Consider the following 25012-nt stretch of genomic DNA (forward strand, 5'->3'; position numbering starts at 1 on the left):
TCTTTTGCATTCAAACGCTACCTCTCAAACAACTCCATCTGCTCAAACCCGCCTCGCAAATCCTCCAGCCTCACCCCCACCCCCAACAACCGCACCGGTTTGCCGCCACGATTGAAAGCCTGGGTCAGCAACAACTGATAACTGCCCAGATCCCGCCCTGCCCCCGCCTGTTCCAGCGTGGTCTGGGTGAAATCATGGAATTTCACTTTGACGAACGGCTTGCCCGGGCGATAGCTGCTGTCGATTCGCTCCATGCGGGTCTTTAGGGTTTCCAGCAGTTCCGGCAACTTGTCCAGGCAACTGCGCAGATCCGGCAGGTCAACGTCGTAGGTATTTTCGACACTGATCGACTGCCGACGACTGTCGTTATGCACCAGGCGATCATCGATCCCACGGGCCAGGCTCCAAAGTCGTTCGCCAAAGCTGCCGAACTCGCGCACCAACGCCAACTTGTCCCACTCACGCAGCTGCGAACAATCGCCGATGCCGAGCTTGCCCAGTTTGTCAGCAGTGACTTTGCCGACCCCGTGCAACTTGCTCACCGGCAAACCGCTGACAAAGTCCTCAACTTTATCCGGGGTAATGACGAACAAGCCGTTGGGCTTTTTCCAGTCGCTGGCAATCTTGGCGAGAAACTTGTTTGGCGCTACGCCCGCCGAGACGGTGATGTGCAGTTGATTGGAGACCCGTCGGCGGATGTCCTGGGCAATGCGCGTGGCACTACCGCCGAAATGTGTGCTGTCTGACACGTCGAGGTAAGCCTCATCCAGGGAAAGCGGTTCAATGATGTCGGTGTAATCGCGAAAGATCGTGTGAATTTCCCTGGACGCCTCTCGGTAAGCGTCCATGCGCGGTTTGACGATGGTCAGGTCTGGGCACAGCTTCAACGCATGCCCCGACGCCATAGCCGAACGCACGCCATAAGCCCGCGCCTCATAATTGCAGGTAGCAATCACCCCACGACGATCCGCCGAACCGCCCACCGCCAGCGGTTTACCGGCCAGGCGCGGGTCGTCACGCATCTCGATGGCGGCGTAGAAGCAGTCACAATCGACGTGGATGATTTTTCGCTGGGTCATATCAACGCGGTACTGGAGGAAAAGGCGATACGCCGTGTCGGACAAGCAGTATCTCACTGACACCTGTATATAGCACCAGTGCTCTGAATGTTCTTTTCCTGCTGTAGGAAAAAGCTCGATGAATTTAATTTCTCAATCAAGATGATCCTCCCAATAGAGGCGAAAGCCTTGCCACGCCTGCCTCTCCGGGCGACCAACCGGCCATTTAGCGAGCTAAGCAATTGAACAGAAACAGGTTTTATCGAAATTGAAGGTTGACAGCCCAGCGTATCTCTATAGAATGCCGACACACAGACGCGGGATGGAGCAGTCTGGTAGCTCGTCGGGCTCATAACCCGAAGGTCGTCGGTTCAAATCCGGCTCCCGCAACCAAACATCAAAAAAGGCTACTCGAAAGAGTGGCCTTTTTTGTGCGTGCCTGTTTTGTAGTGCGCGAATGAGAAATCGTTCTAATTCCAAAACTTACTTCACCCCTGCGACCGTTTGCCGCTGTTGTACGTTTATTTGACCAGACTCAGGATTAACGGTTGACACCCCGGCGTATCTCTATAGAATGCCGCCACACAGACGCGGGATGGAGCAGTCTGGTAGCTCGTCGGGCTCATAACCCGAAGGTCGTCGGTTCAAATCCGGCTCCCGCAACCAAACATCAAAAAAGGCTACTCGAAAGAGTGGCCTTTTTTGTATCTGCTGAAAAAGTCCTTTCGCAACAATGATCTGTCACTGTGTAGTGAGCCGTCCGAGGTCACCCAATGCACCGAGTTCAGACTATGCTCAATCGCAGACTTGGCCCTCTACGACTGACGATGTGCCGTCGCCCAGACTCGGTGATAGGCGTTAATATTTGTGATTATTTTTTTCTACAGGGATTGGTAACTTGGCTGGATACCCCCATCCTGTCGCGCACAATCCAAGAGGTGATTGATGCGCGCCAACTCGTCTGACCCACAAGACACCGTCACAGCGACACAGCCAATCAAGGCGGAGCGCCTGCGCGTGCTGGATCTCATCAGCAAATATCGCCAGCCCATCGGTCTGGGCGTCACTCTGTTGCTGTTCACGATCGCATTGATTGCCTGCCGTCACTTGCTGAGCGAACTTGATCTTGATGCTCTGCACGACTCGATTCTTGACGTGCCGAAACCGGCACTGCTCGGCGCACTGGGCGCGACGGTGGTGGGCTTCATCATCTTGCTGGGTTACGAATGGTCGGCCAGCCGCTATGCCGGTGTGAACCTGGCGCCGCGAACACTGGCACTGGGCGGTTTTACTGCCTTCGCGATTGGCAATGCCATCGGCCTTTCGATGTTGTCCGGCGGATCGGTGCGCTACCGCTTATATGCACGTCATGGCGTGGGGGCTGCCGAGGTCGCCCGCATGACGTTGTTTGCCAGCCTCTCGCTCGGCTGTGCCCTGCCGCCGCTCGCTGCGCTGGCGACCCTCAGCGACCTGCCTGCGGCGTCTACTGCGTTGGGGCTATCCGAAACCTTGCTGGGGATTATCGCTGCCGGCGTGCTGCTGCTGTTTACAGTTCTGGCCGTCGGCATCTACCGTCGGCGCCTGCCGGAACAACCCTTGGTAGACAACCTGCTGGTCAAGGTCGGCCGCCGCACCTTGCGCCTGCCGGGTAGTCGCCTGACTTTCCTGCAACTGGCCATTACTGCGCTGGACGTAGCCGCCGCCGCAACCGTGCTCTACCTGCTGTTGCCAGAAGCGCCACCTTTCGGTGCATTCCTGCTGGTTTATCTGCTGGCCCTGGCCGCCGGCGTTCTCAGCCATGTGCCGGGCGGTGTTGGGGTATTCGAAGCGATTTTGCTGGCCGCCTTCTCCGACACACTCGGTGCCGCACCACTGGCCGCCGCCCTGCTGCTCTATCGATTGATCTACGTCGTGCTGCCGTTGCTGGTGGCCTGCCTGTTGTTGCTGATCAACGAAGGCCAGCGCGTATTTCAATCACGCCAGTCGCTGCGTGCCGCATCGGGCCTGGCCGCGCCGATTCTGGCCGTGCTGGTGTTCCTGTCTGGCGTGGTGCTGTTGTTCTCCGGCGCGACCCCGGAAATCGACACCCGACTCGAACACATTGGCTTTCTGATCCCCCATCGCCTGGTCGACGCCTCGCACTTCGGCGCCAGCCTGATTGGTGTTCTGTGCCTACTGTTGGCCCAAGGCCTGCGGCGCCGACTGTCGGCGGCGTGGATGCTCACCACCATTCTGCTGCTGGTCGGCGCCCTGCTCTCCCTGCTCAAGGGTTTCGACTGGGAAGAAGCCTGCCTGATGACCCTGACGGCCAGCCTGCTCGGGGTTTTCCGACGTTCCTTCTACCGCCCCAGCCGCCTGACCGAACTACCGTTCTCGCCGCTGTACCTGGTGGCCAGCCTGTGCGTGCTCGGCGCCTCGATGTGGTTGCTGCTATTCGCCTATCAAGACGTGCCGTACAGCCATCAACTGTGGTGGCAATTCACCCTCGATGCCGATGCCCCGCGCGGCTTGCGCTCGCTGCTCGGTGCCGCCGTGTTGCTCGTGGTGGTATCCCTGACCTGGCTGCTGCGTACCGCGCGCCCGGTAATTCATTTGCCGACGCCCGATGAACTGGAGCGCGCGAGCAAAATTCTTATGGCCTCAGCGCAACCGGATGGCGGCCTGGCCCTGACCGGTGACAAAGCGCTGCTGTTTCACCCCAACGACGAGGCGTTCCTGATGTATGCCCGCCGTGGCCGCAGCCTGGTGGCGCTTTATGACCCAATCGGGCCGGGCCAGCAGCGGGCGGAAATGATCTGGCAATTCCGCGACCTGTGCGACATCCACCACGCCCGTCCTGTGTTTTATCAAGTGCGTGCGGAGAACTTGCCGTACTACATGGACATCGGCCTGACCGCGATCAAGCTCGGTGAAGAAGCCCGGGTCGATCTCAAACGCTTTGATCTCGAAGCCAAAGGCAAAGAGATGAAAGACCTGCGCTACACCTGGAACCGTGGCACTCGCGATGGCCTGTCGCTGGAAATCCACGAACCAGGCCATGCGCCAATGGAAGAGCTGCAGGTTATTTCCGATGCCTGGCTGACCGGCAAGAACGTGCGTGAGAAAGGCTTCTCGCTCGGGCGGTTCAGCGATGACTACCTCAAGCATTTCCGCATTGCGGTGATCCGCTTCGAAGGACGCCCGGTGGCGTTCGCCAACCTGCTCGAGACCTACAGCCATGACCTGGCCAGCCTCGACCTGATGCGCGCGCACCCCGAAGCTCCGAAGCTGACCATGGAGTTCATGATGGTCGGCCTGATCCAACATTATAAGAGTCACGGATACGCGCGCTTCAGCCTGGGCATGGTGCCGTTGTCGGGGTTGCAACCCCGTCGCGGGGCACCGTTGACCCAGCGCCTTGGCTCGATGGTTTTCCGCCGTGGTGAGCAGCTCTACAACTTCCAAGGCTTGCGCCGCTTCAAAGACAAATTCCAGCCTGACTGGGAACCCCGTTATATGGCCGTGCCCGCCGGACTCGATCCGCTGGTTGCCCTGGCCGATACTGCTGCCCTGATCGCGGGCGGCTTGACTGGATTGGTGAAACGCTGATGATTCAACGCTCCTTGCGGTATGTACTGGGCACGCTGGTCGTGCTGGCCCTGATTGTCGGTGGTGGCTACTGGTACCTGAAACGCCCGGCTCCGGAACCGACCCTCGAACAACTGACCCCGGCCGATGGCGCCGCGATGACCCGCGTCATCCCAGGCACCACGCCGAAGGCTCAGGTGTTGGTGGCGGTCAATGAAGAACAGAAGCTCAGCGACAAACAACTGATGACCCTGAGCCGCAGCGGCTCGGCGCAGATTGTCCAGGTGATCCTGCCCAAGGATTGCCTGCTGCAAAGCCGTGCCCTGCAATCGGGTTTGCGCGAGCTGAAAGGCCCGGCAACCCTGGTCAGCGGCATCGGCCCGGGCGCTGTGCTGGCGTGGCGCTGGCTGTCCGAGCAGAAAGACGACAAGGCCCAGGCCGTTTCGGTCGATCTGGCCCTGGAAAAACCCGGTTGCACTCACTTGCTACCGAAAAGCGCGGCCCACGGTCACTGGCTGGTGGCGTGGAACGACAACCCGGACGACACCAGCGCGGGCTTCGTGCGCGACCAACCCAACGCCGAAACCAGCATCAGCGACTACGACATCAATCTGCCGCAAGTGCTGAACAACGAACTGCGCAAGATTCTCGTCGGTGGCGACAAATCCGCGGGCGGCCTGCAGATTCCAGTGGTCGAAGTACCGGCCGGCCAAGCCAAGGACACGGTCACCCTGTTCCTCTCCGGCGATGGTGGCTGGCGCGACCTCGACCGCGACGTGGCAGGCGAGATGGCGAAGATCGGCTACCCGGTGGTCGGCATCGACACCCTGCGCTACTACTGGCAGCACAAGAGCCCCGAGCAAAGCGCTCTGGACCTGGCCGAACTGATGCAGCACTACCGGCAGAAATGGGGCACCAAGCGCTTCATCCTGACCGGTTATTCGTTCGGTGCCGACGTCCTGCCGGCGATCTACAACCGCCTGGAACCGGCCGAACAGCAGCGCGTCGACGCGATTATCCTGTTGGCCTTCGCCCGCACCGGCAGCTTCGAAATCGAAGTCGAAGGCTGGCTCGGCAATGCCGGCAAAGAAGCCGCCACCGGCCCGGAAATGGCCAAGCTGCCCGCCGCTAAAGTGGTGTGCATCTACGGTGAAGAAGAAGTCGATGAAAGCGGCTGCACCGACAAGACCGCCGTTGGCGAAGTCATCAAGTTGCCGGGCGGCCACCACTTCGACGAAAACTACCCGGCCCTGGCGCAGCGTTTGGTGGACGTGATCGAGAAGCGTCAAGTCAAGGAAACCGAAGCTCAGGAATGATCTGAAGCATCGCCACAAAAAAAGCCCCGACTCTCGCGAGTCAGGGCTTTTTTTGGTCTTCACGAATCCCGGGCAGTGACCCGCTGTTAGAGCGGAACCATGTGTGGCCGTTATCGCAACAATGGATATACACACCATCAAAAAACATGCCGGCCAAAAGGCCGCCATCGCCAGCAAGCCGGCGCCTACAGATAATGCGTGCTCTGTAGGCACCGGGATTGCGCGAAGAGCCTTACATCTCCACCTGCGTTCCCAACTCAATCACCCGATTCAGCGGCAGATTGAAGAAGCGCAGGTTGCCGTTCGCGTTCTGCAACATGAAGGCGAACAAGCCCTCGCGCCAGCGGGACATGCCTTCGAGCTTGGAGGCGATGACCGTTTCGCGGCTAAGGAAGTAGGTGGTGCGCATCGGGCTGAAATCCAGCTCTTCGAGATGGCACAGCTTCAGCGCCTGCGGTACGTCCGGTTCATCGGTGAAACCGAAATGCAGGATCACCCGGAAGAAACCTTCGCCGTAGGAATCGACCTCGAAGCGCCTGTTCGGCGGCACCCGCGGGATGTCTTCGTACACCACCGTCAACAACACCACTTGCTCGTGCAACACCTGGTTATGCAACAGGTTGTGCAACAGCGCATGGGGCACGGCGTCCGGACGCGCGGTGAGGAAAACCGCCGTGCCCTGCACGCGATGCGGCGGCTGGACGGCGATACTGCTGATGAAAATCTCCAGCGGCAGTCCGCCCTCGTCGATGCGGTCGACCAGCAGCTGCTTGCCACGCTTCCAGGTGGTCATCAGCACGAACAACGCGAGCCCGGCGATTACTGGAAACGCACCACCCTGAATGATTTTTGGCACGTTGGCGGCGAAATACAGACCGTCTACCAAGAGGAAACCGATCAACAGCGGCGCCGCGAGGAGCGGAGGCCATTTCCACAGCAGCAATATCACCGCCGACACCAGGATGGTGGTCATCAGCATGGTCCCGGTCACGGCCACACCGTAGGCCGACGCCAGTGCACCCGAGGATTCGAAACCCAGCACCAGCAAAATCACGCCAACCATCAACGCCCAGTTCACCGCGCCGATGTAGATCTGGCCCTGCTCAGCGCTGGATGTGTGCCGAATGTGCATGCGCGGAATGTAACCAAGCTGGATCGCCTGACGAGTCAGGGAGAACGCGCCGGAGATCACCGCTTGCGAGGCAATGACCGTGGCCAGGGTCGACAGACCAACCAGCGGAATCAACGCCCAGCTCGGCGCCAGCAGATAGAACGGGTTGCGCGCGGCTTCCGGATCGCCGAGCAGCAGCGCACCTTGACCAAAGTAGTTCAGCACCAGCGCCGGCAGCACGAGGATGAACCAGGCACGGGCAATCGGCTTGCGGCCGAAGTGGCCCATGTCGGCGTACAGTGCTTCGGCACCGGTCAATGCCAGCACTACCGCGCCGAGGATCGCCACCCCCATGCCCGGATGCACGATGAAGAAGCGCACGCCCCACACCGGGTTCATCGCTTGCAACACTTCAGGGTGCTGCAGGATGCCGTAGACCCCCAGCGCCCCGAGCACTACAAACCAGGTGACCATGATCGGCCCGAACAGAATCCCGATGCGCGCGGTGCCGTGACTTTGAATCAGGAACAGCGCCACCAATACCACCAGCGACAGTGGCACGACCCAATGATCGATCCCGTCGAATGCCAGCCCCAGGCCTTCAATCGCCGAGAGCACGGAAATCGCCGGCGTGATCATGCTGTCGCCATAGAACAGCGCCGCACCGATCAACCCGCAGACCACCAGCAACGAGCGCAATTTCGCGTGCCCTGACGCGGCCCGCCGCGCCAGCGCAGTCAGAGCCATGATCCCGCCCTCGCCCTGGTTGTCGGCGCGCAGGACGAACATCATGTACTTGATCGACACGACCCAGATCAGCGACCAGAAGATCAGCGCCAGAATCCCCAACACGCCGTCATGGTTGACCGGCACACCATACCCGCCGGAAAACACTTCTTTGAGGGTGTACAGCGGGCTCGTGCCGATATCGCCGTAAACCACCCCGACCGCCGCGACCAGCATGCCGATCGGCTTCGCTGCCGAATGTTCGGCACCCGCAGCCTGACTACTTGCGTGACCCATCCACCACTCCTACTACCCAGACCCGGGTTTCTTTGAAGAAGCACTATGCTTTGTCGTGCAGCATGCGCTGTTTTACTTCACGTTACAGACGTTTTGTTGACAGTAAAATTTCGGTAAAGCCCAACGGCGCGAAGCATAGCGCAGCACTCGTCGTATTTCCCTGCATAAAGCTGGTCAAGTGCGTCCACCATCGCTAGAATTGCGCACTTTTTGATCAGAGGCGCGATAAAGCGTCCGTCTGTCGCCTTGCCGATCATGGCTGGAGGCGTCACAAAATACCGAGGTTAGACATGTCCACCACTCCCGCGCCGGCCAATCCAAAGGTTGGCTTCGTATCCCTGGGTTGCCCGAAAGCACTGGTCGACTCCGAGCGCATCCTTACCCAGCTGCGCATGGAAGGCTATGACGTCGTGTCCACCTACCAGGACGCCGATGTCGTGGTGGTCAACACCTGCGGCTTCATCGACTCGGCCAAGGCTGAATCCCTGGAAGTGATCGGCGAAGCCATCAAGGAAAACGGCAAGGTCATCGTGACCGGCTGCATGGGCGTCGAAGAAGGCAACATCCGCAACGTGCACCCGAGCGTGCTGGCCGTGACCGGTCCGCAGCAGTACGAACAAGTGGTCAACGCCGTGCACGAAGTCGTGCCGCCGCGCCAGGATCACAACCCGCTGATCGACCTGGTGCCGCCACAAGGGATCAAACTGACCCCGCGTCACTACGCGTACCTGAAGATTTCCGAAGGCTGCAACCACAGTTGCAGCTTCTGCATCATCCCGTCGATGCGCGGCAAACTGGTCAGCCGCCCGGTCGGTGATGTGCTCGACGAAGCCCAGCGCCTGGTCAAGTCCGGCGTCAAAGAGCTGTTGGTGATCTCCCAGGACACCAGCGCCTACGGCGTCGACGTGAAGTACCGCACCGGTTTCTGGAACGGCGCGCCGGTGAAAACCCGCATGACCGAACTCTGCGAAGCCCTGAGCACCCTCGGTGTCTGGGTGCGTTTGCACTACGTTTACCCGTACCCGCACGTCGACGAACTGATCCCTCTGATGGCCGCCGGCAAGATCCTGCCGTACCTGGACATCCCGTTCCAGCACGCCAGTCCGAAAGTGCTCAAGTCGATGAAACGCCCGGCGTTCGAAGACAAGACCCTGGCGCGCATCAAGAACTGGCGCGAAATCTGCCCGGACCTGATCATCCGTTCGACCTTCATCGTCGGCTTCCCGGGCGAAACCGAAGAAGACTTCCAGTACCTGCTGAACTGGCTGACCGAAGCCCAGCTCGATCGCGTCGGCTGCTTCCAGTACTCGCCGGTTGAAGGCGCCCCCGCCAATGACCTGGATCTGGAAATCGTACCGGACGACGTCAAGCAGGACCGTTGGGAGCGCTTCATGGCTCACCAGCAGGCCATCAGCTCGGCGCGCCTGCAAATGCGCATCGGCCGTGAGATCGAAGTGCTGGTCGACGAAGTCGACGAGCAAGGCGCGGTCGGCCGCTGCTTCTTCGACGCCCCGGAAATCGACGGCAACGTGTTCATCGACAACGGCAGCAACCTCAAGCCGGGCGACAAGGTCTGGTGCAAAGTGACCGACGCCGACGAATACGACCTGTGGGCTGAACAGATCTAAACCCACAAAATACGAAAAGCCCCGCTCTCTTGACGAGATGCGGGGCTTTTTTACGGCTATCGTTTGGTGAGGAACGGATTCTCATCTTCAACAACCCAAGGGGCAGGCTGGCATGCGCCAACATTCGGTCATCCACACACCGAAACAAAGCGACTACGAAGAACTGACACAGGTCTGGGAGGCTTCGGTTCGAGCGACCCATGACTTTCTGCCAGAGAGCTACATTGAACTGTTGAAGAACCTGGTGCTGACCCGCTATCTCGATGCGGTGATGCTGATTTGCACCAAAGACCCACAGCAGCGAATCACCGGGTTTGCCGGGGTCGCGGCGGGCAAGATCGAAATGCTCTTCATCGACCCGGCTCACCGTGGTCAGGGCTTGGGCAAACAGCTATTGCGTTACGCCATGAATCACTTGAATGCCGATGAACTGGACGTCAACGAACAGAACCCGCAAGCCCTGGGGTTTTATTTCAAGCAAGGGTTCGAGGTGATCGGCCGCTCGGAAGTCGATGGCATGGGCCAGCCGTATCCGTTGTTGCACCTGCGCTTGCGTCAAAACCAACTGCGCTCACAGCTAAGCTGACACCACACGGAACAACTGTAGGAGCTGGCTTGCCAGCGATGACGGCCGATCAATCGGCGCAAGGCTCCGGGCCTCATCGCTGGCAAGCCAGCTCCTACACAAAATGCCATATGGCGCAAATGGATCCGGGATTAACCAGCGCCAGACAGGTACAATGCCCACCCCTTTTTTGTTACGGCCCTGTCATGACTGACCCGATTCGACTCTCCAAACGCCTCATCGAACTCGTCGGCTGTTCCCGTCGGGAGGCTGAGCTGTTCATCGAGGGCGGCTGGGTCACCGTTGACGGCGAAGTCATCGACGAGCCGCAGTTCAAGGTCGCCGCGCAAAAAGTCGAGCTCGATCCAGAGGCCAAGGCAACGGCGCCGGAGCCGGTGACCATCCTGTTCAACGTGCCTGCCGGCATGGATGCGGACACTGCCATGGCGACCATCAGCGCCGAGACCCTGAGCGAAGAACACCGCTACGGCAAACGTCCGCTCAAGGGCCATTTTCAGCGCCTGACCGCCAGCACCGACCTGCAGGCCAACGCCAGCGGCCTGCTGGTGTTCACTCAGGACTGGAAGATCCTGCGCAAGCTCACTGCCGACTCCAACAAGATCGAGCAGGAATACGTGGTCGAGGTCGAAGGCAACATGGTTGAACACGGCTTCAATCGCTTGCAACACGGCCTGACCTACAAGGGCAAGGAGCTGCCACCGGTCAAGGCCAGTTGGCAGAACGAAAACCGCCTGCGCTTCGCCATGAAGAACCCGCAACCGGGAATTCTCGCCCTGTTCTGCCAGGCCGTCGGCCTGAAGGTCGTGGCCATCCGCCGTATTCGCATCGGCGGCGTGTCCATCGGCAAAGTGCCCGTGGGGCAATGGCGCTACCTGTCCGGCAAAGAGAAGTTCTAAGGCTTCTGACGCCGCCACACATTTTGGTGCCGTCGTTTGATGCGGCGCCCACTGCTGAATATCAGGATTGCACACCATGATTCACAATGACGTACTGCGCAGCGTGCGCTACATGCTCGACATCAGCGACAAGAAAGTCATCGAGATCATCAAGCTAGGTGGTATGGACGTGACCCTGCCAGACCTGCTGACCTACCTCGACAAGAAAGAAGAAGACGAAGAAGGCTTTGTACGCTGCCCGGACGAAGTCATGGCACACTTCCTCGACGGCCTGGTGATCTTCAAGCGCGGCAAGGACGAAAGTCGTCCGCCGCAGCCGATCGAAGTGCCGGTGACCAACAACATCATCCTGAAAAAACTGCGCGTGGCCTTCGAGCTGAAAGAAGACGACATGCACGCGATCCTCAAGGCCGCCGAGTTCCCGGTGTCCAAGCCGGAGCTGAGCGCACTGTTCCGCAAGTTCGGTCACACCAACTATCGCCCGTGCGGCGATCAGTTGCTGCGCAATTTCCTCAAGGGCCTGACCCTGCGCGTACGCCCGCAATAAACGCTCATCCCCCCGTAGGAACCGGCTTGCTGGCGATGGCATCTTTGAAATCACCATCGCCAGCAAGCCGGCTCCTTCGGTGGTGAGTGCAGGCCCAATCGAATGGCCTCGCATTCCGCGCAAAAATAGTGGCTCCGCTTTTCGCGCCTGACGACTAGGGTGTAATGACCCTCAGCTTTCAGGACTCGCCATGCATCCCTACTTTTCCCTGCAAGGCCGCACCGCTCTGGTGACCGGCGGCACCCGTGGTATCGGCAAAATGATCGCCAAGGCCTATGTCGAGGCCGGCGCTACGGTGTACGTTTGCGCCCGCGATCCCGAGGCCTGCCAACAAACCGCAGATGAACTCGGTGCCTTGGGTCGTTGCGTGGGATTAGCTGCAAACCTGGCCACCGAAGAAGGTGTGCAGCAGTTGGCTACGCGACTGGGCGAGCAGATCAGCCACCTCGATATTTTGGTCAACAATGCCGGCACTACATGGGGTGCGCCGTTGGAAAGCTACCCGAACAAGGGCTGGGAAAAGGTCATGCAGCTCAATGTGACCTCGGTGTTCAACTGCATCCAGCAGTTCCTGCCGTTAATGCGCAAGGCCGGCTCTGAAGCCAATCCCGCCCGGATCATCAACATCGGCTCCGTAGCCGGGATTTCCTCATTCGGCGAACAGGCTTACGCCTACGGGCCGAGCAAGGCGGCCCTGCACCAACTGTCGCGGATTCTGGCGCGGGAACTGGTGAGCCAGCACATCAACGTCAACGTGATTGCGCCGGGGCGCTTTCCAAGCAAGATGACGCAACACATTGGCAATGACGAGCAGGCGTTGGCCGACGACACGGCGTTGATTCCAATGAAGCGTTGGGGGCGCGAGGAAGAAATGGCGGCGCTGGCGATCAGTTTGGCGAGTACGGCGGGTGCCTATATGACCGGGAATATCATTCCACTGGATGGCGGGTTCAGCCTCTGACACCCGCCTTTGTGGCGAGGGAGCTTGCTCCCTCGCCACGGAATGCGCATGGGCTATCATGTCCGCCTCATTCCCGCCTCGACCCCAAACCATGACCTACAGCGTTTCCCCCATCGGCTTCGTGCGTTCCTGCTTCAAGGAGAAGTTCGCCATTCCACGCCAGCCACAGTTGGCCCCGGCTGCGCGTGGCATCCTGGAATTGGTGGCGCCATTCGATCAAGGCGATGCGGTGCAGGGCCTGGAGCAGGTCAGCCATGTCTGGCTGCTGTTCCTGTTTCATCAAGCCCTGGAAGAAAAGCCACGCCTGAAAGTCCGCCCTCCTCGCCTGGGCGGTAACAAATCCATGGGTGTGTTCGCCACCCGCGCCACGCACCGTCCCAATGGCATTGGCCAGTCAGTGGTCAAACTGGACAAGGTTGAAGCCAATCGACTGTGTATATCCGGCATCGATTTGCTGGATGGCACGCCGATCCTCGATATCAAACCCTACGTGCCTTACGCCGACATCATCGACACGGCCTCCAACACCATCGCCAGTGCTGCGCCAAGGCCGATTCCCGTGCAGTGGACGGATGTGGCGTTGCAACAGGCTTACGGGCACGCTCAGCGCCTTGAAGAACCGTTGATTGAGCTGATTGAGCAATGCCTGGCACAAGATCCGCGCCCGGCGTACCAAACGCCCGCGCCGGAGCGGGAATACGGCGCGCAATTCTGGGATGTGGATGTGCGGTGGCACTACCCGACGCCGGAGATGATCCGCGTCCTGGAAGTCATCCCCGCAAGCGACTAGACGCTGGAAACAACAAAGCCCGCGCTACCTTTTCAGGGAACGCGGGCTTTTTTGTAGGAGCTGGCTTGCCAGCGATGGTCGTTAACGAAAACACGTGTTCACCGGTTAAACGCGGTGAATTGAAGTCCATCGCTGGCAAGCCAGCTCCTACAGGTCACTTCTCTACGAACGCACGCTCGATCAGGTAATCACCCGGCTCGCGCATCCGCGGCGAAACTTTCAGGCCGAAGCTGTTCAGCACTTCGCTGGTTTCGTCGAGCATGCTTGGGCTACCGCACAGCATGGCGCGGTCGTCCTGCGGGTTGATCGGTGGCAGGCCGATGTCGCTGAACAGCTTGCCGCTGCGCATCAGATCAGTCAGGCGACCTTCGTTCTCGAACGGCTCACGGGTCACGGTCGGGTAATAGATCAACTTGTCACGCAGCGCGTCGCCGAAGAACTCGTTCTGCGGCAGGTGCTCGGTGATGAATTCGCGGTAGGCGACTTCGTTGACGTAACGCACGCCGTGGCACAGGATCACTTTTTCGAAACGCTCGTAGGTTTCCGGATCCTGGATGACGCTCATGAACGGCGCCAGACCGGTACCGGTGCTGAGCAGGTACAAATGTTTGCCAGGCTTCAAGTCATCCAGCACCAGCGTGCCGGTAGGCTTCTTGCTGATGATGATCTCGTCGCCTTCCTTCAGATGCTGCAACTGGGAAGTCAGCGGACCATCAGGTACCTTGATGCTGAAGAACTCAAGATGCTCTTCCCAGTTCGGGCTGGCAATCGAGTAAGCGCGCATAAGCGGGCGGCCGTTGGGCTGTTGCAGGCCGATCATCACGAACTGACCGTTCTCGAAGCGCAGGCCCGGATCACGGGTGCACTTGAAGCTGAACAGAGTGTCGTTCCAGTGGTGAACACTGAGGACACGCTCGTGGTTCATGTTGCTCATGTACGGGGACTCCTGGAGATTGGGTCTGCGCTTGCTCTGCTAAAAGAGCGCGGCCGGTGCGCAATTGCATCGCATTCTAATAGCGACGACAATATCTGTTAACTGGATTATTAAGATAAGGGTTATCGGTTATATCGATATGCGATTTACTCTCCGTCAACTTCAAGTATTCGTCGCCGTCGCCCAGCAGGAGAGCGTTTCCCGTGCTGCGGGACTTCTCAATCTTTCGCAGTCAGCGGCGAGCACCTCAATCACCGAGCTGGAACGCCAGTCGAGCTGCCAGTTGTTCGACCGCGCCGGCAAACGCCTTAGCCTCAACGCCCTCGGTAAACAGCTGCTGCCGCAAGCGGTGGCGATGCTCGATCAGGCCAAGGAGATCGAGGACCTGCTCAATGGCAAATCCGGTTTCGGCTCATTGGCAGTGGGCGCGACCCTGACCATCGGCAATTACCTGGCGACCCTGTTGATCGGCGGTTTCATGCAGCGCCACCCGGAAAGCCAAGTGAAGCTGCACGTGCAGAACACTGCCAATATCGTGCAACAAGTGGCCCACTATGAAATTGATCTGGGTCTAATCGAAGGCGATTGCAGCCACCCGGACATCGAAGTGCAGAGTTGGGTCGAGGATGAGCTGGTGGTGTTTTGCGCACCGCAGCATCCGCTGGCCAAGCGTGGCACCGCGACCATGGAAGAGCTGAGCCACGAAGCGTGGATACTGCGTGAACAAGGCTCGGGCACGCGACTGACCTTCGATCAGGCTATGCGTCATCACCGCAGCTCGCTGAACATCCGCCTCGAGCTGGAGCACACCGAAGCGATCAAGCGCGCGGTGGAATCCGGTCTGGGGATTGGCTGTATCTCGCGACTGGCCCTGCGCGACGCATTCCGTCGCGGCAGCCTGGTGCCAGTAGAGACACCGGATCTGGACCTGGCGCGGCAGTTTTACTTCATCTGGCACAAACAGAAATACCAGACCTCGGCCATGCGCGAGTTTCTCGATCTCTGCCGCGCCTTTACCGCCGGGGTTCAGCGCAGCGACGAGATCGTTCTGCCAGCGATTGCTTAAAGCAGAATCACTGCCCACACCAGCGCGATCATGGTCAGTGCTACCAGCTGCGCGGCGCTGCCCATGTCCTTGGCGTTTTTCGACAATGGGTGCAGTTCAAGGGAAATGCGGTCGATGGCCGCTTCCACCGCCGAGTTAAGCAACTCGACGATCAGCGCCAACAGGCACACCGCGATCAACAACGCCTGCTCGACCCGGCTGACGTTCAGGAAGAACGACAGCGGAATGAGGATCACGTTGAGCAAGACCAACTGCCGGAATGCCGCTTCACCGGTGAAGGCTGCGCGCAGACCGTCCAGGGAATAACCGGAGGCGTTGAGGATGCGTTTCAGGCCGGTCTGGCCTTTGAAAGGGGACATAGAGTGAGCAACTGACCGAAAAGGAGTGGGAAAGCTAGATTAACCAAAGTCAAAAAAGCGTGAAGATGCCAACCCTCAGTGGCTCGAAATTGACTCAAGTTGTTGCAGGAGCAAAGCCGCCTGAGTCCGGGTGCGTACATTCAGCTTACGGAAAATCGCGGTCACATGGGCCTTGATCGTTGCTTCGGAAACGCTCAACTCGTAAGCAATCTGCTTGTTCAGCAATCCTTCGCAAACCATGGTCAGGACGCGGAACTGCTGGGGTGTCAGGCTCGCTAGCCCTTCACTGGCAGCCTTGGCCTCATCGGAAACACTGACCGCTTCAAACGCCTGCGGTGGCCAGAACACATCACCGTCGAGCACTGCACGTACCGCTTTCTGAATCACGCTCAAGTCACTGGACTTGGGAATGAAGCCACTGGCGCCGAATTCACGGGACTTGACCATGATCGTCGCTTCTTCCTGAGCCGAGACCATGACCACCGGAATTTGCGGATACTGGCCGCGCAACAGCACGAGTCCGGAAAAACCATACGCCCCCGGCATGTTCAGATCCAGCAGCACCAGATCCCAGTCGGCTTTTTCGGTCAGGCGGGTTTCCAGCTCGGCAATGCTCGCCACTTCTACCAGGCGGACATCCGGGCCAAGACCGAGGGTTAGCGCTTGATGCAGGGCCGAACGAAAAAGCGGGTGGTCATCGGCAATCAGGATTTCGTATGTGGCCATTTTTCAAATGATCCTGTTTTTCAAACAACTCGGCACAGCCACGGAGCTGCACCAACGGGGCACGTTCAACGCCAATCACGTGTTTCTAACGTAAAGAACACGGCGTATCAAACTTCAGCCGCACCCCAATCGGCGCCAAGCATGCCCAGCGAAACCGGGGTGGTCAAGGTGCATGGCCAGCACAGTTCTTTACAGAATCGGAGACAATCAGCCGAGCGCAGGCACGGCGTTCTGCACGAATGGCATCAACTCGGCATGTGCCGGTGTTTCAACGTTCATTTCCAGTTGATGTTTTGCATCCAGGTAATGTTGGCTGAACACATCAAAATAAGCCTCCAGCGCGGATGCGGCCTCAACATCACCTGCCAGATCAAGGCACAGCGCCGCCACTTCAGCCGTGCACAAATGCTCACTGCGGGTCGACCGGCGCAGCCGATAGCGTGAAAGTTTCTCGGGAAGCAGGCTCAGGATCGGAAGTCCGTCGAAATACGGGCTTTTGCGGAATATTTTCCGGGCTTCGGTCCAGGTCGCGTCGAGCAGAATGAACAGCGGCCGCTTGCTGCTATCGACGTCAACCGTGTTCGTCACCCGCTCAGGCTCGACGTACTCGCCAGGAAACACCAGATACGGCTGCCATTGCGGGTCGGCGAGTAACGCCAGCAACTGCGGGTCAGTTTCGGTACGCGACCAGATGAAGGCATGGTTATCGCGCACCACATCAGCGATCAGCCAGCCCGTATTGCTCGGCTTGAACACTTCCTTGTTCGTCATGATCAGGCACACACCGGAGCGGGTCTCGACCTGAGGACGCCAGGCGCACAAGCAGTGACTCTCGATCACCCGACAAGCACGGCAACGGGTTGCGCGCCAGCCACGGGCCTGAATCGGCTTGATGCCTTCCTCTTCGCGCTGATCGCGCAAGCGGGCTACGGCGTTGGGGGCATGGCTCATCGCAGGCAACACCGAAAAAACAGGGAAATCGACACGAACAACACTCGGCAGGGCAATAAAGGTCGACAGTTTACCAGACCGACAGGCGCAAACCTGTACCGTCCGGGCCACCTCCCCTATAATTCGCCGCCACTGAACGCACAGTCACGTGACGGGTCGAACCACCAGTCACTGAACCAGGAGAGTTTCATGCTGCGCCTTATCGTTCCCACCGCTGCCATTCTGCTGGCGTCGTCCTTCAACGCTCAGGCTGCGTCCTTGAGTGAGCAGAATCTGAACAAAGAGCTGCGAAACGTCGCCGCACAAAGCAGTGTTGGCACGCCACGGGCGATCAACGAAGACATTCTTGATCAGGGCTATACCGTCGAAGGTACGACGTTGATCAACCATTTGAGCGTGCAAAGCAGCCACGCCAACAAGATGCGCGCTGATCCAAAAGCCGTGTATTTCCAACTTGGCGCTTCGGTATGCAACAACCCGTCGTTCCGCAAGCTCATGGCCAAGGGCGCCACGATGCGCTATGACTTTACCGAAGTGAAGACCAACCGCTCGGTCGGCTCCGCCAGCTATCAGGAATCGGATTGCCCGAAAGCGACCACGAAGAAAAAGTAATCAATGGGATTTGGCGCGCCGCTGTTCATCCTCGGCCTCGGCGCGCAGTTCTGCCAGTAAAGCCTGCAAATAACGTGAGTGCGGCTCTGCCCCTTCAAGTCGTCGGCAACACTCCTCTTCGAGACTCACATGATGGGTCTCGGCCGATGACTTCAATAATCGATACAACTGCGTATCGATCTCTATCTCCAGAATGACTCTGGCCATGGCTCCCGCCTCCTTGCACCTCGCTCTTGTCGAGCGATAAGTCCTTTTGCTGCTAGTACGGTGCGCCCTGCCGTTGACGCAACGTTGTCGTGTGACGCCTGTAACTTAGTAAATCAGAGCGGCAGACACTCGGCGTGTGTTCAGACGAGCGGTGAAACCACTTGGCAAATCATCAATAAGCGGTTGCCAGGAAAGACTTTGCGGCGCAATGATCAAAGCAGCGTAAATCACCGCAAGGGTCTAAATTTCAGGTATCCACGTTCACTTTTTTCAAGGTCGGAAAGGGGCCGCCCATTACGCGTAGTGCAGTGCAAAAAGGGTTCTGTACAAAAGGAGAAGTTGAATGCCTTACCAACCGAATGACCTCCTGAGCCGTCATTTTGAAGAAAGCGGCCACGACCTCATCAGCAAGGTCGAAGAGCAACTCAGCCTTGTTTCACCCAACAGCCCGAACATTCCGATCTACCGCGATATGATCCTGACCGTGCTGCGCATGGCCCAGGAAGACCACAACCGCTGGAATGCCAAGATCACCCTGCAAGCCCTGCGCGAACTGGAGCACGCTTTCCGTGTGCTGGAGCAGTTTCGGGGACGACGAAAGGTCACTGTCTTCGGCTCGGCCCGCACACCGATTGAACACCCACTGTATGGTTTGGCCCGGGAACTCGGGGCTGCGCTGGCACGCTCGGACCTGATGGTCATCACCGGTGCCGGCGGCGGCATCATGGCCGCCGCGCATGAAGGCGCCGGCCTGACCCATAGTCTGGGGTTCAATATCACCCTGCCCTTCGAGCAGCATGCCAACCCCACCGTCAATGGCACCACCAACCTGCTGCCCTTCCATTTCTTCTTTACCCGCAAGTTGTTCTTCGTCAAGGAAGCCGATGCGCTGGTGCTGTGCCCGGGCGGTTTTGGCACCCTGGATGAAGCGCTGGAAGTGCTGACGTTGATCCAGACCGGCAAAAGTCCACTGGTGCCAGTGGTGTTACTGGATGCGCCAGGTGGGAAATTCTGGCAAGGCGCGCTGGACTTCATCCACCACCAGCTAGAGGAAAACCGCTACATCCTGCCCACCGACATGAAGTTGGTGAAGCTGGTCTACAGCGCCGAGGAAGCAGTGGAGCAGATCAACCAGTTTTACAGCAACTACCACTCCAGCCGCTGGCTCAAGCATCAGTTCGTGATTCGTATGAACCACCCTCTCAGTGACCAGGCAATCGAACACATGCAGGAAAAATTCGCCGACCTGTGCCTGAGCGATCACTTCCATCAACATGCTTACAATGGCGAGGAGCACGACGATGCTCAGTTCAGCCATCTGGCGCGATTGGCCTTCACCTTCAACGCCCGTGATCATGGCCGTTTGCGCGAGTTAGTGGACTACATCAACCTGTCCGAAAACTGGGCGCAAGCCCACCCCCCAGCACAACAGCGCACGCGGGTGTCTTCAAAGGTTATGTGAGACATAAAAAAACGGCCCGCTATCAAAGTAGCGAGCCGTTTCAGTCAATCGTCCATCCCTCGACCGCTGAACAAGCGGTTGATCATCTCCATTGAGTATCCCCGATACGCCAGGAACCTGCCTTGTTTGGCACGCTCCCGGGCGTCGATCGGCAAGTGTCCGGAGAACTTGCGTCGCCAGGTGTCTTCGAGTTGTTCCGACCAACTGATACCGCTCTCGCGCAAGGCAAGTTCGATATCGCTGCGCTGCAAGCCGCGCTGGCTCAACTCTTCACGAATACGCAAAGGGCCATAACCGGAACGTGCACGGTAGGAAACGAAGCTTTCGAGGTAACGGGATTCGGACAACAACCCCTCTTCCGTTAATCGGTCGAGGGCTATTTCGATCATTTCAGGGAGCGCGCCACGCTGACGCAACTTTCGCGTCAGCTCGACCCGACCGTGCTCGCGTCGTGCGAGCAGGTCCATGGCGGTTCGCCGCACCGCGACGATTGTATCGAGTACGGCGGTCATCCGATTGATCAGATATCAGCGTCAGCCAGATCGTCTTCAGTCTCTTTGACTGGGGAAGCCTTGACGTCCGGCGCTGGAGTCAGCAGCTTGTCGCGCAGTTGCTTCTCGAGCTTTGCCGCGATTTCCGGATTGTCTGCCAAAAACTTGGCCGAGTTTGCCTTGCCCTGACCGATCTTGGTGCCTTCATAGGCATACCAGGCACCGGATTTTTCAACGAAGCCGTGCAGAACACCCAAGTCGATCATCTCACCATTGAGGTAGATGCCCTTGCCGTAAAGAATCTGGAACTCTGCCTGACGGAACGGCGAAGCCACCTTGTTCTTCACAACCTTGACGCGGGTTTCGCTGCCGACAACCTCATCACCTTCCTTCACCGCGCCAGTACGACGGATGTCCAGACGAACCGAAGCGTAGAACTTCAGCGCGTTACCACCGGTGGTGGTTTCCGGGCTGCCGAACATCACGCCGATTTTCATACGGATCTGGTTGATGAAGATCACCAGGCAGTTGGCGTTTTTGATGTTACCGGTGATTTTACGTAGCGCCTGGGACATCAGGCGGGCTTGCAGGCCGACGTGCATGTCGCCCATTTCGCCTTCGATTTCAGCCTTTGGCACCAGCGCCGCCACGGAGTCGACGATGATCACGTCAACCGCGTTGGAACGCACCAGCATGTCGGTGATTTCCAGTGCTTGCTCACCGGTATCCGGCTGGGAAACCAGCAGGTCGTCGACATTGACGCCCAGTTTGCCGGCGTACTCAGGATCGAGGGCGTGTTCGGCGTCGACGAATGCGCAGGTCGCGCCGGCTTTTTGAGCCTGGGCGATCACGGACAATGTCAGCGTGGTTTTACCGGAAGATTCAGGACCGTAGATTTCAACAATACGGCCTTTTGGCAGACCGCCAATGCCCAGCGCGATGTCCAGACCCAGAGAGCCAGTAGAGATGGATGGGATTGCCTGACGGTCCTGATCGCCCATACGCATTACGGCACCCTTGCCGAATTGACGTTCGATCTGACCCAGGGCCGCAGCCAAGGCTTTCTTCTTGTTGTCGTCCATTAAAGTCCTCACGTAATCAATAAGGCCTGACGGCCAACACCTGTATAAGTAGCCAGTATTATTCCACAGCGTTTGAGGATCGCCTACCCCTGATTTGAGATTTCTCCCGCGGCATGCCGCAGCAGCCCCTCTAGCGCGGCCTTCACCGTTTGTCGGCGGACCTCGTCGCGATTGCCGGGGAAGTGCTGCACTTCGCTGAACACCTGCTCACCGACGCCCCAGGCCAGCCAGACCGTGCCTACCGGCTTGCTCGGCGAACCGCCATCCGGCCCGGCCACGCCACTGACTGCCACGGCAAAACGCGCGTGGCTTTTTTCCTGCGCGCCACGAACCATCGCCTCGACCACCTCGCGACTGACCGCCCCTACCGTCGAAAACAACTCGACCGGGACATTCAACTGCTGGGTTTTCTGACGGTTGGAGTAGGTGACGTAACCGGCCTCGAACCATGCCGAACTACCAGGAATCCGGGTGATCGCCTCACTGATTCCGCCCCCCGTGCAGGACTCGGCGGCAGTGACATGGGCATTGAGCACCTGCAAGCGTCTGCCAAGTTCAGCAGCCAGTTGTGTGATTTCTTTCACGGTCATCTCCTGATCGAGCGGAATGGAACTAACGTACACGAGCGAATCGCGCTTGCAAGGTTTGGAGCCGATCAAAATGTGTATGCCTGGTCTTTTATATGATGCGGCAAAACCGTGACTAAAAGGCTGATCGCCTGGAGCATCTGACGGGAATACGCCGACTCGCTGGCGATCCAGCGATCATGAATCCGATGACGACCTCGGCACCTGCGGTTGCCTAAACAGACCGCGTGGCGTTCGTGCCTGCGTCCGACAGACTGCCCATGTTAATCTTGCGCCCATTGCGGAAAAGCCGGGCGATTGCCCCACTTTTGCCCCACACCTTTCAACGAGTTTTCCGATCCCCAATGAATAAAGCCCTTTCCGACCTGTCCTCCCACACCCCAATGATGCAGCAGTATTGGCGCCTGAAAAACCAGCACCCGGACCAGCTGATGTTCTACCGCATGGGTGACTTCTACGAGATCTTCTATGAGGACGCGAAGAAGGCCGCCAAGTTGCTGGACATCACCCTGACTGCGCGCGGGCAATCGGCCGGGCAAGCGATTCCGATGTGCGGGATTCCTTACCATGCCGCCGAAGGTTACCTGGCGAAACTGGTGAAGCTTGGCGAATCGGTAGTGATCTGTGAGCAGGTCGGAGACCCGGCTACCAGCAAAGGGCCGGTGGATCGCCAGGTGGTGCGGATCATCACGCCGGGGACGGTGAGTGACGAAGCGCTGCTGGATGAACGTCGGGATAACCTGATCGCCGCAGTACTGGGCGACGAACGCCTGTTCGGTCTGGCCGTACTGGATATCACCAGCGGAAACTTCAGCGTGCTGGAAATCAAGGGCTGGGAAAACCTGCTGGCGGAACTGGAGCGGGTCAATCCGGTAGAGCTGTTGATTCCGGATGACTGGCCGAAAGATCTGCCGGCGGAAAAACGTCGTGGGGTTCGTCGCCGTGCGCCGTGGGATTTCGAGCGCGACTCGGCGCTGAAAAGTCTTTGCCAGCAATTCTCCACTCAGGACCTTAAAGGCTTCGGTTGCGAGAATCTGACCCTGGCCATCGGCGCCGCCGGTTGCCTGCTGGCCTACGCGAAAGAAACCCAGCGCACCGCCCTGCCCCACTTGCGTAGCCTGCGCCATGAACGCCTGGACGATACCGTGGTACTGGACGGTGCGAGCCGACGTAACCTGGAACTGGACACCAACCTGGCCGGTGGCCGGGACAACACGCTGCAATCCGTGGTCGACCGCTGCCAGACCGCCATGGGCAGTCGCCTGCTGACCCGCTGGTTGAACCGCCCGTTGCGCGACCTGACCGTTCTGCTCGCACGTCAGACCTCGATCACCTGCCTGCTCGACCGCTATCGTTTCGAGAAGCTGCAACCGCAGCTCAAGGAAATCGGCGACATAGAACGGATTCTCGCTCGAATCGGTTTGCGCAATGCCCGCCCTCGTGACCTCGCCCGACTGCGTGATGCCCTTGGCGCACTGCCGGAGCTGCAAGCTGCAATGACCGAACTGGAGGCGCCGCATCTCAATCAACTGGCGACGACGACCAGCACCTATCCGGAACTGGCGGCGTTGCTGGAAAAAGCCATTATCGACAACCCGCCCGCCGTGATCCGCGATGGCGGCGTACTGAAGACCGGGTACGACAGCGAACTCGACGAACTGCAATCGCTCAGCGAGAACGCCGGGCAATTCCTGATCGACCTCGAAGCACGGGAAAAGGCTCGCACCGGGTTGTCGCACCTAAAGGTCGGTTACAACCGCATTCACGGTTACTTCATCGAGCTGCCAAGCAAGCAAGCCGAATCCGCGCCGGCCGACTACATCCGTCGCCAGACCCTCAAAGGTGCCGAGCGCTTTATAACGCCAGAACTCAAGGCCTTTGAAGACAAGGCGCTGTCGGCCAAGAGCCGTGCGCTGGCACGGGAGAAGATGCTTTACGAGGCTCTACTCGAAGATCTGATCGCGCAATTGCCACCCTTGCAGGACACTGCAGCGGCGCTGGCCGAACTGGACGTACTCAGCAACCTGGCCGAGCGTGCGCTGAACCTCGACCTGAACTGCCCGCGCTTCGTCAGCGAGCCATGCATGCGTATCAGCCAGGGTCGTCACCCAGTGGTCGAACAAGTGCTGACCACGCCGTTCGTGGCCAACGATCTGAGCCTCGACGACAATACCCGCATGCTGGTGATCACCGGTCCGAACATGGGCGGTAAATCCACCTACATGCGCCAGACCGCTTTGATCGTGTTGCTGGCGCACATTGGCAGTTTCGTACCAGCGGCCAGTTGCGAACTGTCGCTGGTCGACCGGATCTTCACCCGGATCGGCTCCAGCGATGACTTGGCCGGCGGGCGTTCGACCTTCATGGTCGAAATGAGCGAAACCGCCAATATCTTGCACAACGCCACCGAGCGCAGTTTGGTACTGATGGATGAAGTCGGACGCGGCACCAGCACCTTCGACGGTTTGTCGCTGGCCTGGGCGGCGGCGGAACGGCTGGCGCAGCTGCGGGCCTACACGTTATTCGCCACCCACTACTTCGAGCTGACGGTCTTGCCGGAAGCCCAGCCACTGGTCGCCAACGTGCACCTCAATGCTACCGAACACAACGAACGCATCGTATTCCTGCACCACGTATTGCCGGGGCCTGCCAGCCAAAGCTACGGCCTGGCTGTTGCACAGTTGGCTGGCGTACCGAGCGAAGTGATCGTGCGCGCCCGCGAGCATTTGAGCCGACTGGAAGACACCGCGTTGCCCCATGAAGCGCCCAAGCCCTCCAAGGGCAAACCGGCCGTGCCGCAACAGAGCGATATGTTCGCCAGCCTGCCGCATCCAGTGCTCGACGAGCTGGCCAAACTTGATCTGGACGACATGACACCACGTCGCGCACTCGAAATGCTCTATACACTAAAGACACGGATCTAACGCATCAGCTTGCAAGCTGTTAGAATCTCGCGCGGTTTGGGATGCTGCAGGCTTTTAGCCTGGCCTGCAGACTATCGCTCCCAAACCTTGCGACCCCCACGTGAAGGGGCGCAGCAAGCCGCGCCTGA

At 58.9% G+C, this 25012-nt stretch carries 22 protein-coding genes and 2 tRNA genes; 14 read left to right on the forward strand and 10 right to left on the reverse strand.

The features are described 5' to 3' along the window. Window positions 1-17: 17 nt before the first annotated feature. Window positions 18-1079 carry a DNA polymerase IV gene (gene dinB, locus ABVN21_RS17600; protein ID WP_339556846.1) on the reverse strand — a complete coding sequence of 354 codons (1062 nt, stop codon included), beginning with the start codon at window positions 1077-1079 and terminating at the stop codon, window positions 18-20. Window positions 1080-1374: 295 nt separating this feature from the next. Between dinB and ABVN21_RS17605 the strand changes: the two genes are divergently transcribed. The 4 genes from ABVN21_RS17605 to ABVN21_RS17620 all read left to right on the forward strand — a co-directional run bounded on the left by ABVN21_RS17605 (window position 1375) and on the right by ABVN21_RS17620 (window position 5941). Further along, a tRNA-Met gene (locus ABVN21_RS17605) sits at window positions 1375-1451 on the forward strand. A gap of 196 nt (window positions 1452-1647) precedes the next feature. Next, window positions 1648-1724 (forward strand) — tRNA-Met (locus ABVN21_RS17610). Between the two features lie 279 nt (window positions 1725-2003). After that, the gene (mprF, locus tag ABVN21_RS17615) at window positions 2004-4646 is read left to right on the forward strand and encodes a bifunctional lysylphosphatidylglycerol flippase/synthetase MprF (RefSeq protein ID WP_339554452.1); all 2643 of its coding nucleotides are present in this window, start codon (window positions 2004-2006) and stop codon (window positions 4644-4646) included. After that, window positions 4646-5941, forward strand: coding sequence for an AcvB/VirJ family lysyl-phosphatidylglycerol hydrolase (locus tag ABVN21_RS17620; RefSeq protein WP_339554451.1), 1296 nt, complete (start codon window positions 4646-4648; stop codon window positions 5939-5941). Before mprF ends, ABVN21_RS17620 begins: the two co-directional genes overlap by 1 nt. A gap of 232 nt (window positions 5942-6173) precedes the next feature. Here the strand turns inward: ABVN21_RS17620 and ABVN21_RS17625 are convergent, their stop codons facing one another. Further along, window positions 6174-8075, reverse strand: coding sequence for a potassium transporter Kup (locus tag ABVN21_RS17625; protein ID WP_339554450.1), 1902 nt, complete (start codon window positions 8073-8075; stop codon window positions 6174-6176). A 290-nt stretch (window positions 8076-8365) separates the two neighbouring features. Between ABVN21_RS17625 and rimO the strand changes: the two genes are divergently transcribed. The 6 genes from rimO to tsaA all read left to right on the forward strand — a co-directional run bounded on the left by rimO (window position 8366) and on the right by tsaA (window position 13483). After that, window positions 8366-9703, forward strand: a complete 1338-nt coding sequence (gene rimO / locus ABVN21_RS17630; RefSeq protein WP_339554449.1) for a 30S ribosomal protein S12 methylthiotransferase RimO — start codon at window positions 8366-8368, stop codon at window positions 9701-9703. 112 nt (window positions 9704-9815) lie between these two features. After that, a complete protein-coding gene (locus ABVN21_RS17635) occupies window positions 9816-10289 on the forward strand; it encodes a GNAT family N-acetyltransferase (protein ID WP_339554448.1) in 474 nt (157 codons plus the stop codon). Between the two features lie 185 nt (window positions 10290-10474). Beyond that, window positions 10475-11185 (forward strand): rRNA pseudouridine synthase, encoded by a 711-nt coding sequence (locus ABVN21_RS17640; protein WP_339554447.1) that lies wholly within the window; start codon window positions 10475-10477, stop codon window positions 11183-11185. Between the two features lie 76 nt (window positions 11186-11261). Further along, a complete protein-coding gene (locus ABVN21_RS17645) occupies window positions 11262-11732 on the forward strand; it encodes a DUF1456 family protein (protein ID WP_046816549.1) in 471 nt (156 codons plus the stop codon). Window positions 11733-11922: 190 nt separating this feature from the next. Then, window positions 11923-12693, forward strand: a complete 771-nt coding sequence (locus tag ABVN21_RS17650; RefSeq protein ID WP_339554446.1) for an SDR family oxidoreductase — start codon at window positions 11923-11925, stop codon at window positions 12691-12693. 91 nt (window positions 12694-12784) lie between these two features. Further along, the gene (gene tsaA / locus ABVN21_RS17655) at window positions 12785-13483 is read left to right on the forward strand and encodes a tRNA (N6-threonylcarbamoyladenosine(37)-N6)-methyltransferase TrmO (protein ID WP_339554445.1); all 699 of its coding nucleotides are present in this window, start codon (window positions 12785-12787) and stop codon (window positions 13481-13483) included. Window positions 13484-13637: 154 nt separating this feature from the next. On the opposite strand, the gene fpr is transcribed toward tsaA, so the two are convergent. Next, window positions 13638-14417 (reverse strand): ferredoxin-NADP reductase, encoded by a 780-nt coding sequence (gene fpr / locus ABVN21_RS17660; RefSeq protein WP_008054100.1) that lies wholly within the window; start codon window positions 14415-14417, stop codon window positions 13638-13640. Between the two features lie 139 nt (window positions 14418-14556). Between fpr and ABVN21_RS17665 the strand changes: the two genes are divergently transcribed. After that, window positions 14557-15483: a LysR family transcriptional regulator gene (locus ABVN21_RS17665; RefSeq protein ID WP_339554444.1), complete on the forward strand. Its 927-nt coding sequence runs from the start codon at window positions 14557-14559 to the stop codon at window positions 15481-15483. Here ABVN21_RS17665 and ABVN21_RS17670 read toward each other — a convergent pair. The 3 genes from ABVN21_RS17670 to ABVN21_RS17680 all read right to left on the reverse strand — a co-directional run bounded on the left by ABVN21_RS17670 (window position 15480) and on the right by ABVN21_RS17680 (window position 17519). Next, window positions 15480-15842 carry a diacylglycerol kinase gene (locus ABVN21_RS17670; RefSeq protein WP_008060649.1) on the reverse strand — a complete coding sequence of 121 codons (363 nt, stop codon included), beginning with the start codon at window positions 15840-15842 and terminating at the stop codon, window positions 15480-15482. The two genes, ABVN21_RS17665 and ABVN21_RS17670, sit on opposite strands and share 4 nt — an antisense overlap. Before the next feature lie 75 nt (window positions 15843-15917). Beyond that, window positions 15918-16568: a response regulator transcription factor ErdR gene (gene erdR, locus ABVN21_RS17675; protein ID WP_034149864.1), complete on the reverse strand. Its 651-nt coding sequence runs from the start codon at window positions 16566-16568 to the stop codon at window positions 15918-15920. 207 nt (window positions 16569-16775) lie between these two features. Next, window positions 16776-17519: a tRNA-uridine aminocarboxypropyltransferase gene (locus ABVN21_RS17680; protein WP_339554443.1), complete on the reverse strand. Its 744-nt coding sequence runs from the start codon at window positions 17517-17519 to the stop codon at window positions 16776-16778. Window positions 17520-17708: 189 nt separating this feature from the next. On the opposite strand from ABVN21_RS17680, the gene ABVN21_RS17685 reads away from it, so the two are divergent. Next, complete coding sequence (locus ABVN21_RS17685; RefSeq protein WP_034149866.1) at window positions 17709-18131, forward strand: PA3611 family quorum-sensing-regulated virulence factor; 423 nt, start codon at window positions 17709-17711, stop codon at window positions 18129-18131. On the opposite strand, the gene ABVN21_RS17690 is transcribed toward ABVN21_RS17685, so the two are convergent. Next, window positions 18132-18338 (reverse strand): hypothetical protein, encoded by a 207-nt coding sequence (locus ABVN21_RS17690; protein ID WP_339554442.1) that lies wholly within the window; start codon window positions 18336-18338, stop codon window positions 18132-18134. A gap of 343 nt (window positions 18339-18681) precedes the next feature. Between ABVN21_RS17690 and ABVN21_RS17695 the strand changes: the two genes are divergently transcribed. Continuing rightward, window positions 18682-19800, forward strand: coding sequence for a TIGR00730 family Rossman fold protein (locus ABVN21_RS17695; protein WP_339554441.1), 1119 nt, complete (start codon window positions 18682-18684; stop codon window positions 19798-19800). A gap of 44 nt (window positions 19801-19844) precedes the next feature. Here ABVN21_RS17695 and recX read toward each other — a convergent pair whose 3' ends face one another. The 3 genes from recX to ABVN21_RS17710 form a co-directional block, all read right to left on the reverse strand. Next, the gene (recX, locus tag ABVN21_RS17700; RefSeq protein ID WP_339554440.1) at window positions 19845-20312 is read right to left on the reverse strand and encodes a recombination regulator RecX; all 468 of its coding nucleotides are present in this window, start codon (window positions 20310-20312) and stop codon (window positions 19845-19847) included. 8 nt (window positions 20313-20320) lie between these two features. Next, window positions 20321-21373, reverse strand: a complete 1053-nt coding sequence (gene recA / locus ABVN21_RS17705) for a recombinase RecA (RefSeq protein WP_339554439.1) — start codon at window positions 21371-21373, stop codon at window positions 20321-20323. A gap of 83 nt (window positions 21374-21456) precedes the next feature. Beyond that, window positions 21457-21957, reverse strand: a complete 501-nt coding sequence (locus ABVN21_RS17710) for a CinA family protein (protein WP_339554438.1) — start codon at window positions 21955-21957, stop codon at window positions 21457-21459. Window positions 21958-22304: 347 nt separating this feature from the next. Between ABVN21_RS17710 and mutS the strand changes: the two genes are divergently transcribed. Beyond that, complete coding sequence (gene mutS / locus ABVN21_RS17715) at window positions 22305-24884, forward strand: DNA mismatch repair protein MutS (RefSeq protein ID WP_339554437.1); 2580 nt, start codon at window positions 22305-22307, stop codon at window positions 24882-24884. The last annotated feature ends 128 nt before the right edge of the window (window positions 24885-25012 follow it).

It is taken from the genome of Pseudomonas sp. MYb327, assembly GCF_040438925.1.
GTDB lineage: Bacteria > Pseudomonadota > Gammaproteobacteria > Pseudomonadales > Pseudomonadaceae > Aquipseudomonas.

Bases quoted from the DNA above. Each gene is read 5' to 3' on its own strand.
- dinB (WP_339556846.1), bottom strand. From the start codon at position 1,079: ATGACCCAGCGAAAAATCATCCACGTCGATTGTGACTGCTTCTACGCC.
- mprF (WP_339554452.1), top strand. From the start codon at position 2,004: ATGCGCGCCAACTCGTCTGACCCACAAGACACCGTCACAGCGACACAG.
- ABVN21_RS17620 (WP_339554451.1), top strand. From the start codon at position 4,646: ATGATTCAACGCTCCTTGCGGTATGTACTGGGCACGCTGGTCGTGCTG.
- ABVN21_RS17625 (WP_339554450.1), bottom strand. From the start codon at position 8,075: ATGGGTCACGCAAGTAGTCAGGCTGCGGGTGCCGAACATTCGGCAGCG.
- rimO (WP_339554449.1), top strand. From the start codon at position 8,366: ATGTCCACCACTCCCGCGCCGGCCAATCCAAAGGTTGGCTTCGTATCC.
- ABVN21_RS17635 (WP_339554448.1), top strand. From the start codon at position 9,816: ATGCGCCAACATTCGGTCATCCACACACCGAAACAAAGCGACTACGAA.
- ABVN21_RS17640 (WP_339554447.1), top strand. From the start codon at position 10,475: ATGACTGACCCGATTCGACTCTCCAAACGCCTCATCGAACTCGTCGGC.
- ABVN21_RS17645 (WP_046816549.1), top strand. From the start codon at position 11,262: ATGATTCACAATGACGTACTGCGCAGCGTGCGCTACATGCTCGACATC.
- ABVN21_RS17650 (WP_339554446.1), top strand. From the start codon at position 11,923: ATGCATCCCTACTTTTCCCTGCAAGGCCGCACCGCTCTGGTGACCGGC.
- tsaA (WP_339554445.1), top strand. From the start codon at position 12,785: ATGACCTACAGCGTTTCCCCCATCGGCTTCGTGCGTTCCTGCTTCAAG.
- fpr (WP_008054100.1), bottom strand. From the start codon at position 14,417: ATGAGCAACATGAACCACGAGCGTGTCCTCAGTGTTCACCACTGGAAC.
- ABVN21_RS17665 (WP_339554444.1), top strand. From the start codon at position 14,557: ATGCGATTTACTCTCCGTCAACTTCAAGTATTCGTCGCCGTCGCCCAG.
- ABVN21_RS17670 (WP_008060649.1), bottom strand. From the start codon at position 15,842: ATGTCCCCTTTCAAAGGCCAGACCGGCCTGAAACGCATCCTCAACGCC.
- erdR (WP_034149864.1), bottom strand. From the start codon at position 16,568: ATGGCCACATACGAAATCCTGATTGCCGATGACCACCCGCTTTTTCGT.
- ABVN21_RS17680 (WP_339554443.1), bottom strand. From the start codon at position 17,519: ATGAGCCATGCCCCCAACGCCGTAGCCCGCTTGCGCGATCAGCGCGAA.
- ABVN21_RS17685 (WP_034149866.1), top strand. From the start codon at position 17,709: ATGCTGCGCCTTATCGTTCCCACCGCTGCCATTCTGCTGGCGTCGTCC.
- ABVN21_RS17690 (WP_339554442.1), bottom strand. From the start codon at position 18,338: ATGGCCAGAGTCATTCTGGAGATAGAGATCGATACGCAGTTGTATCGA.
- ABVN21_RS17695 (WP_339554441.1), top strand. From the start codon at position 18,682: ATGCCTTACCAACCGAATGACCTCCTGAGCCGTCATTTTGAAGAAAGC.
- recX (WP_339554440.1), bottom strand. From the start codon at position 20,312: ATGACCGCCGTACTCGATACAATCGTCGCGGTGCGGCGAACCGCCATG.
- recA (WP_339554439.1), bottom strand. From the start codon at position 21,373: ATGGACGACAACAAGAAGAAAGCCTTGGCTGCGGCCCTGGGTCAGATC.
- mutS (WP_339554437.1), top strand. From the start codon at position 22,305: ATGAATAAAGCCCTTTCCGACCTGTCCTCCCACACCCCAATGATGCAG.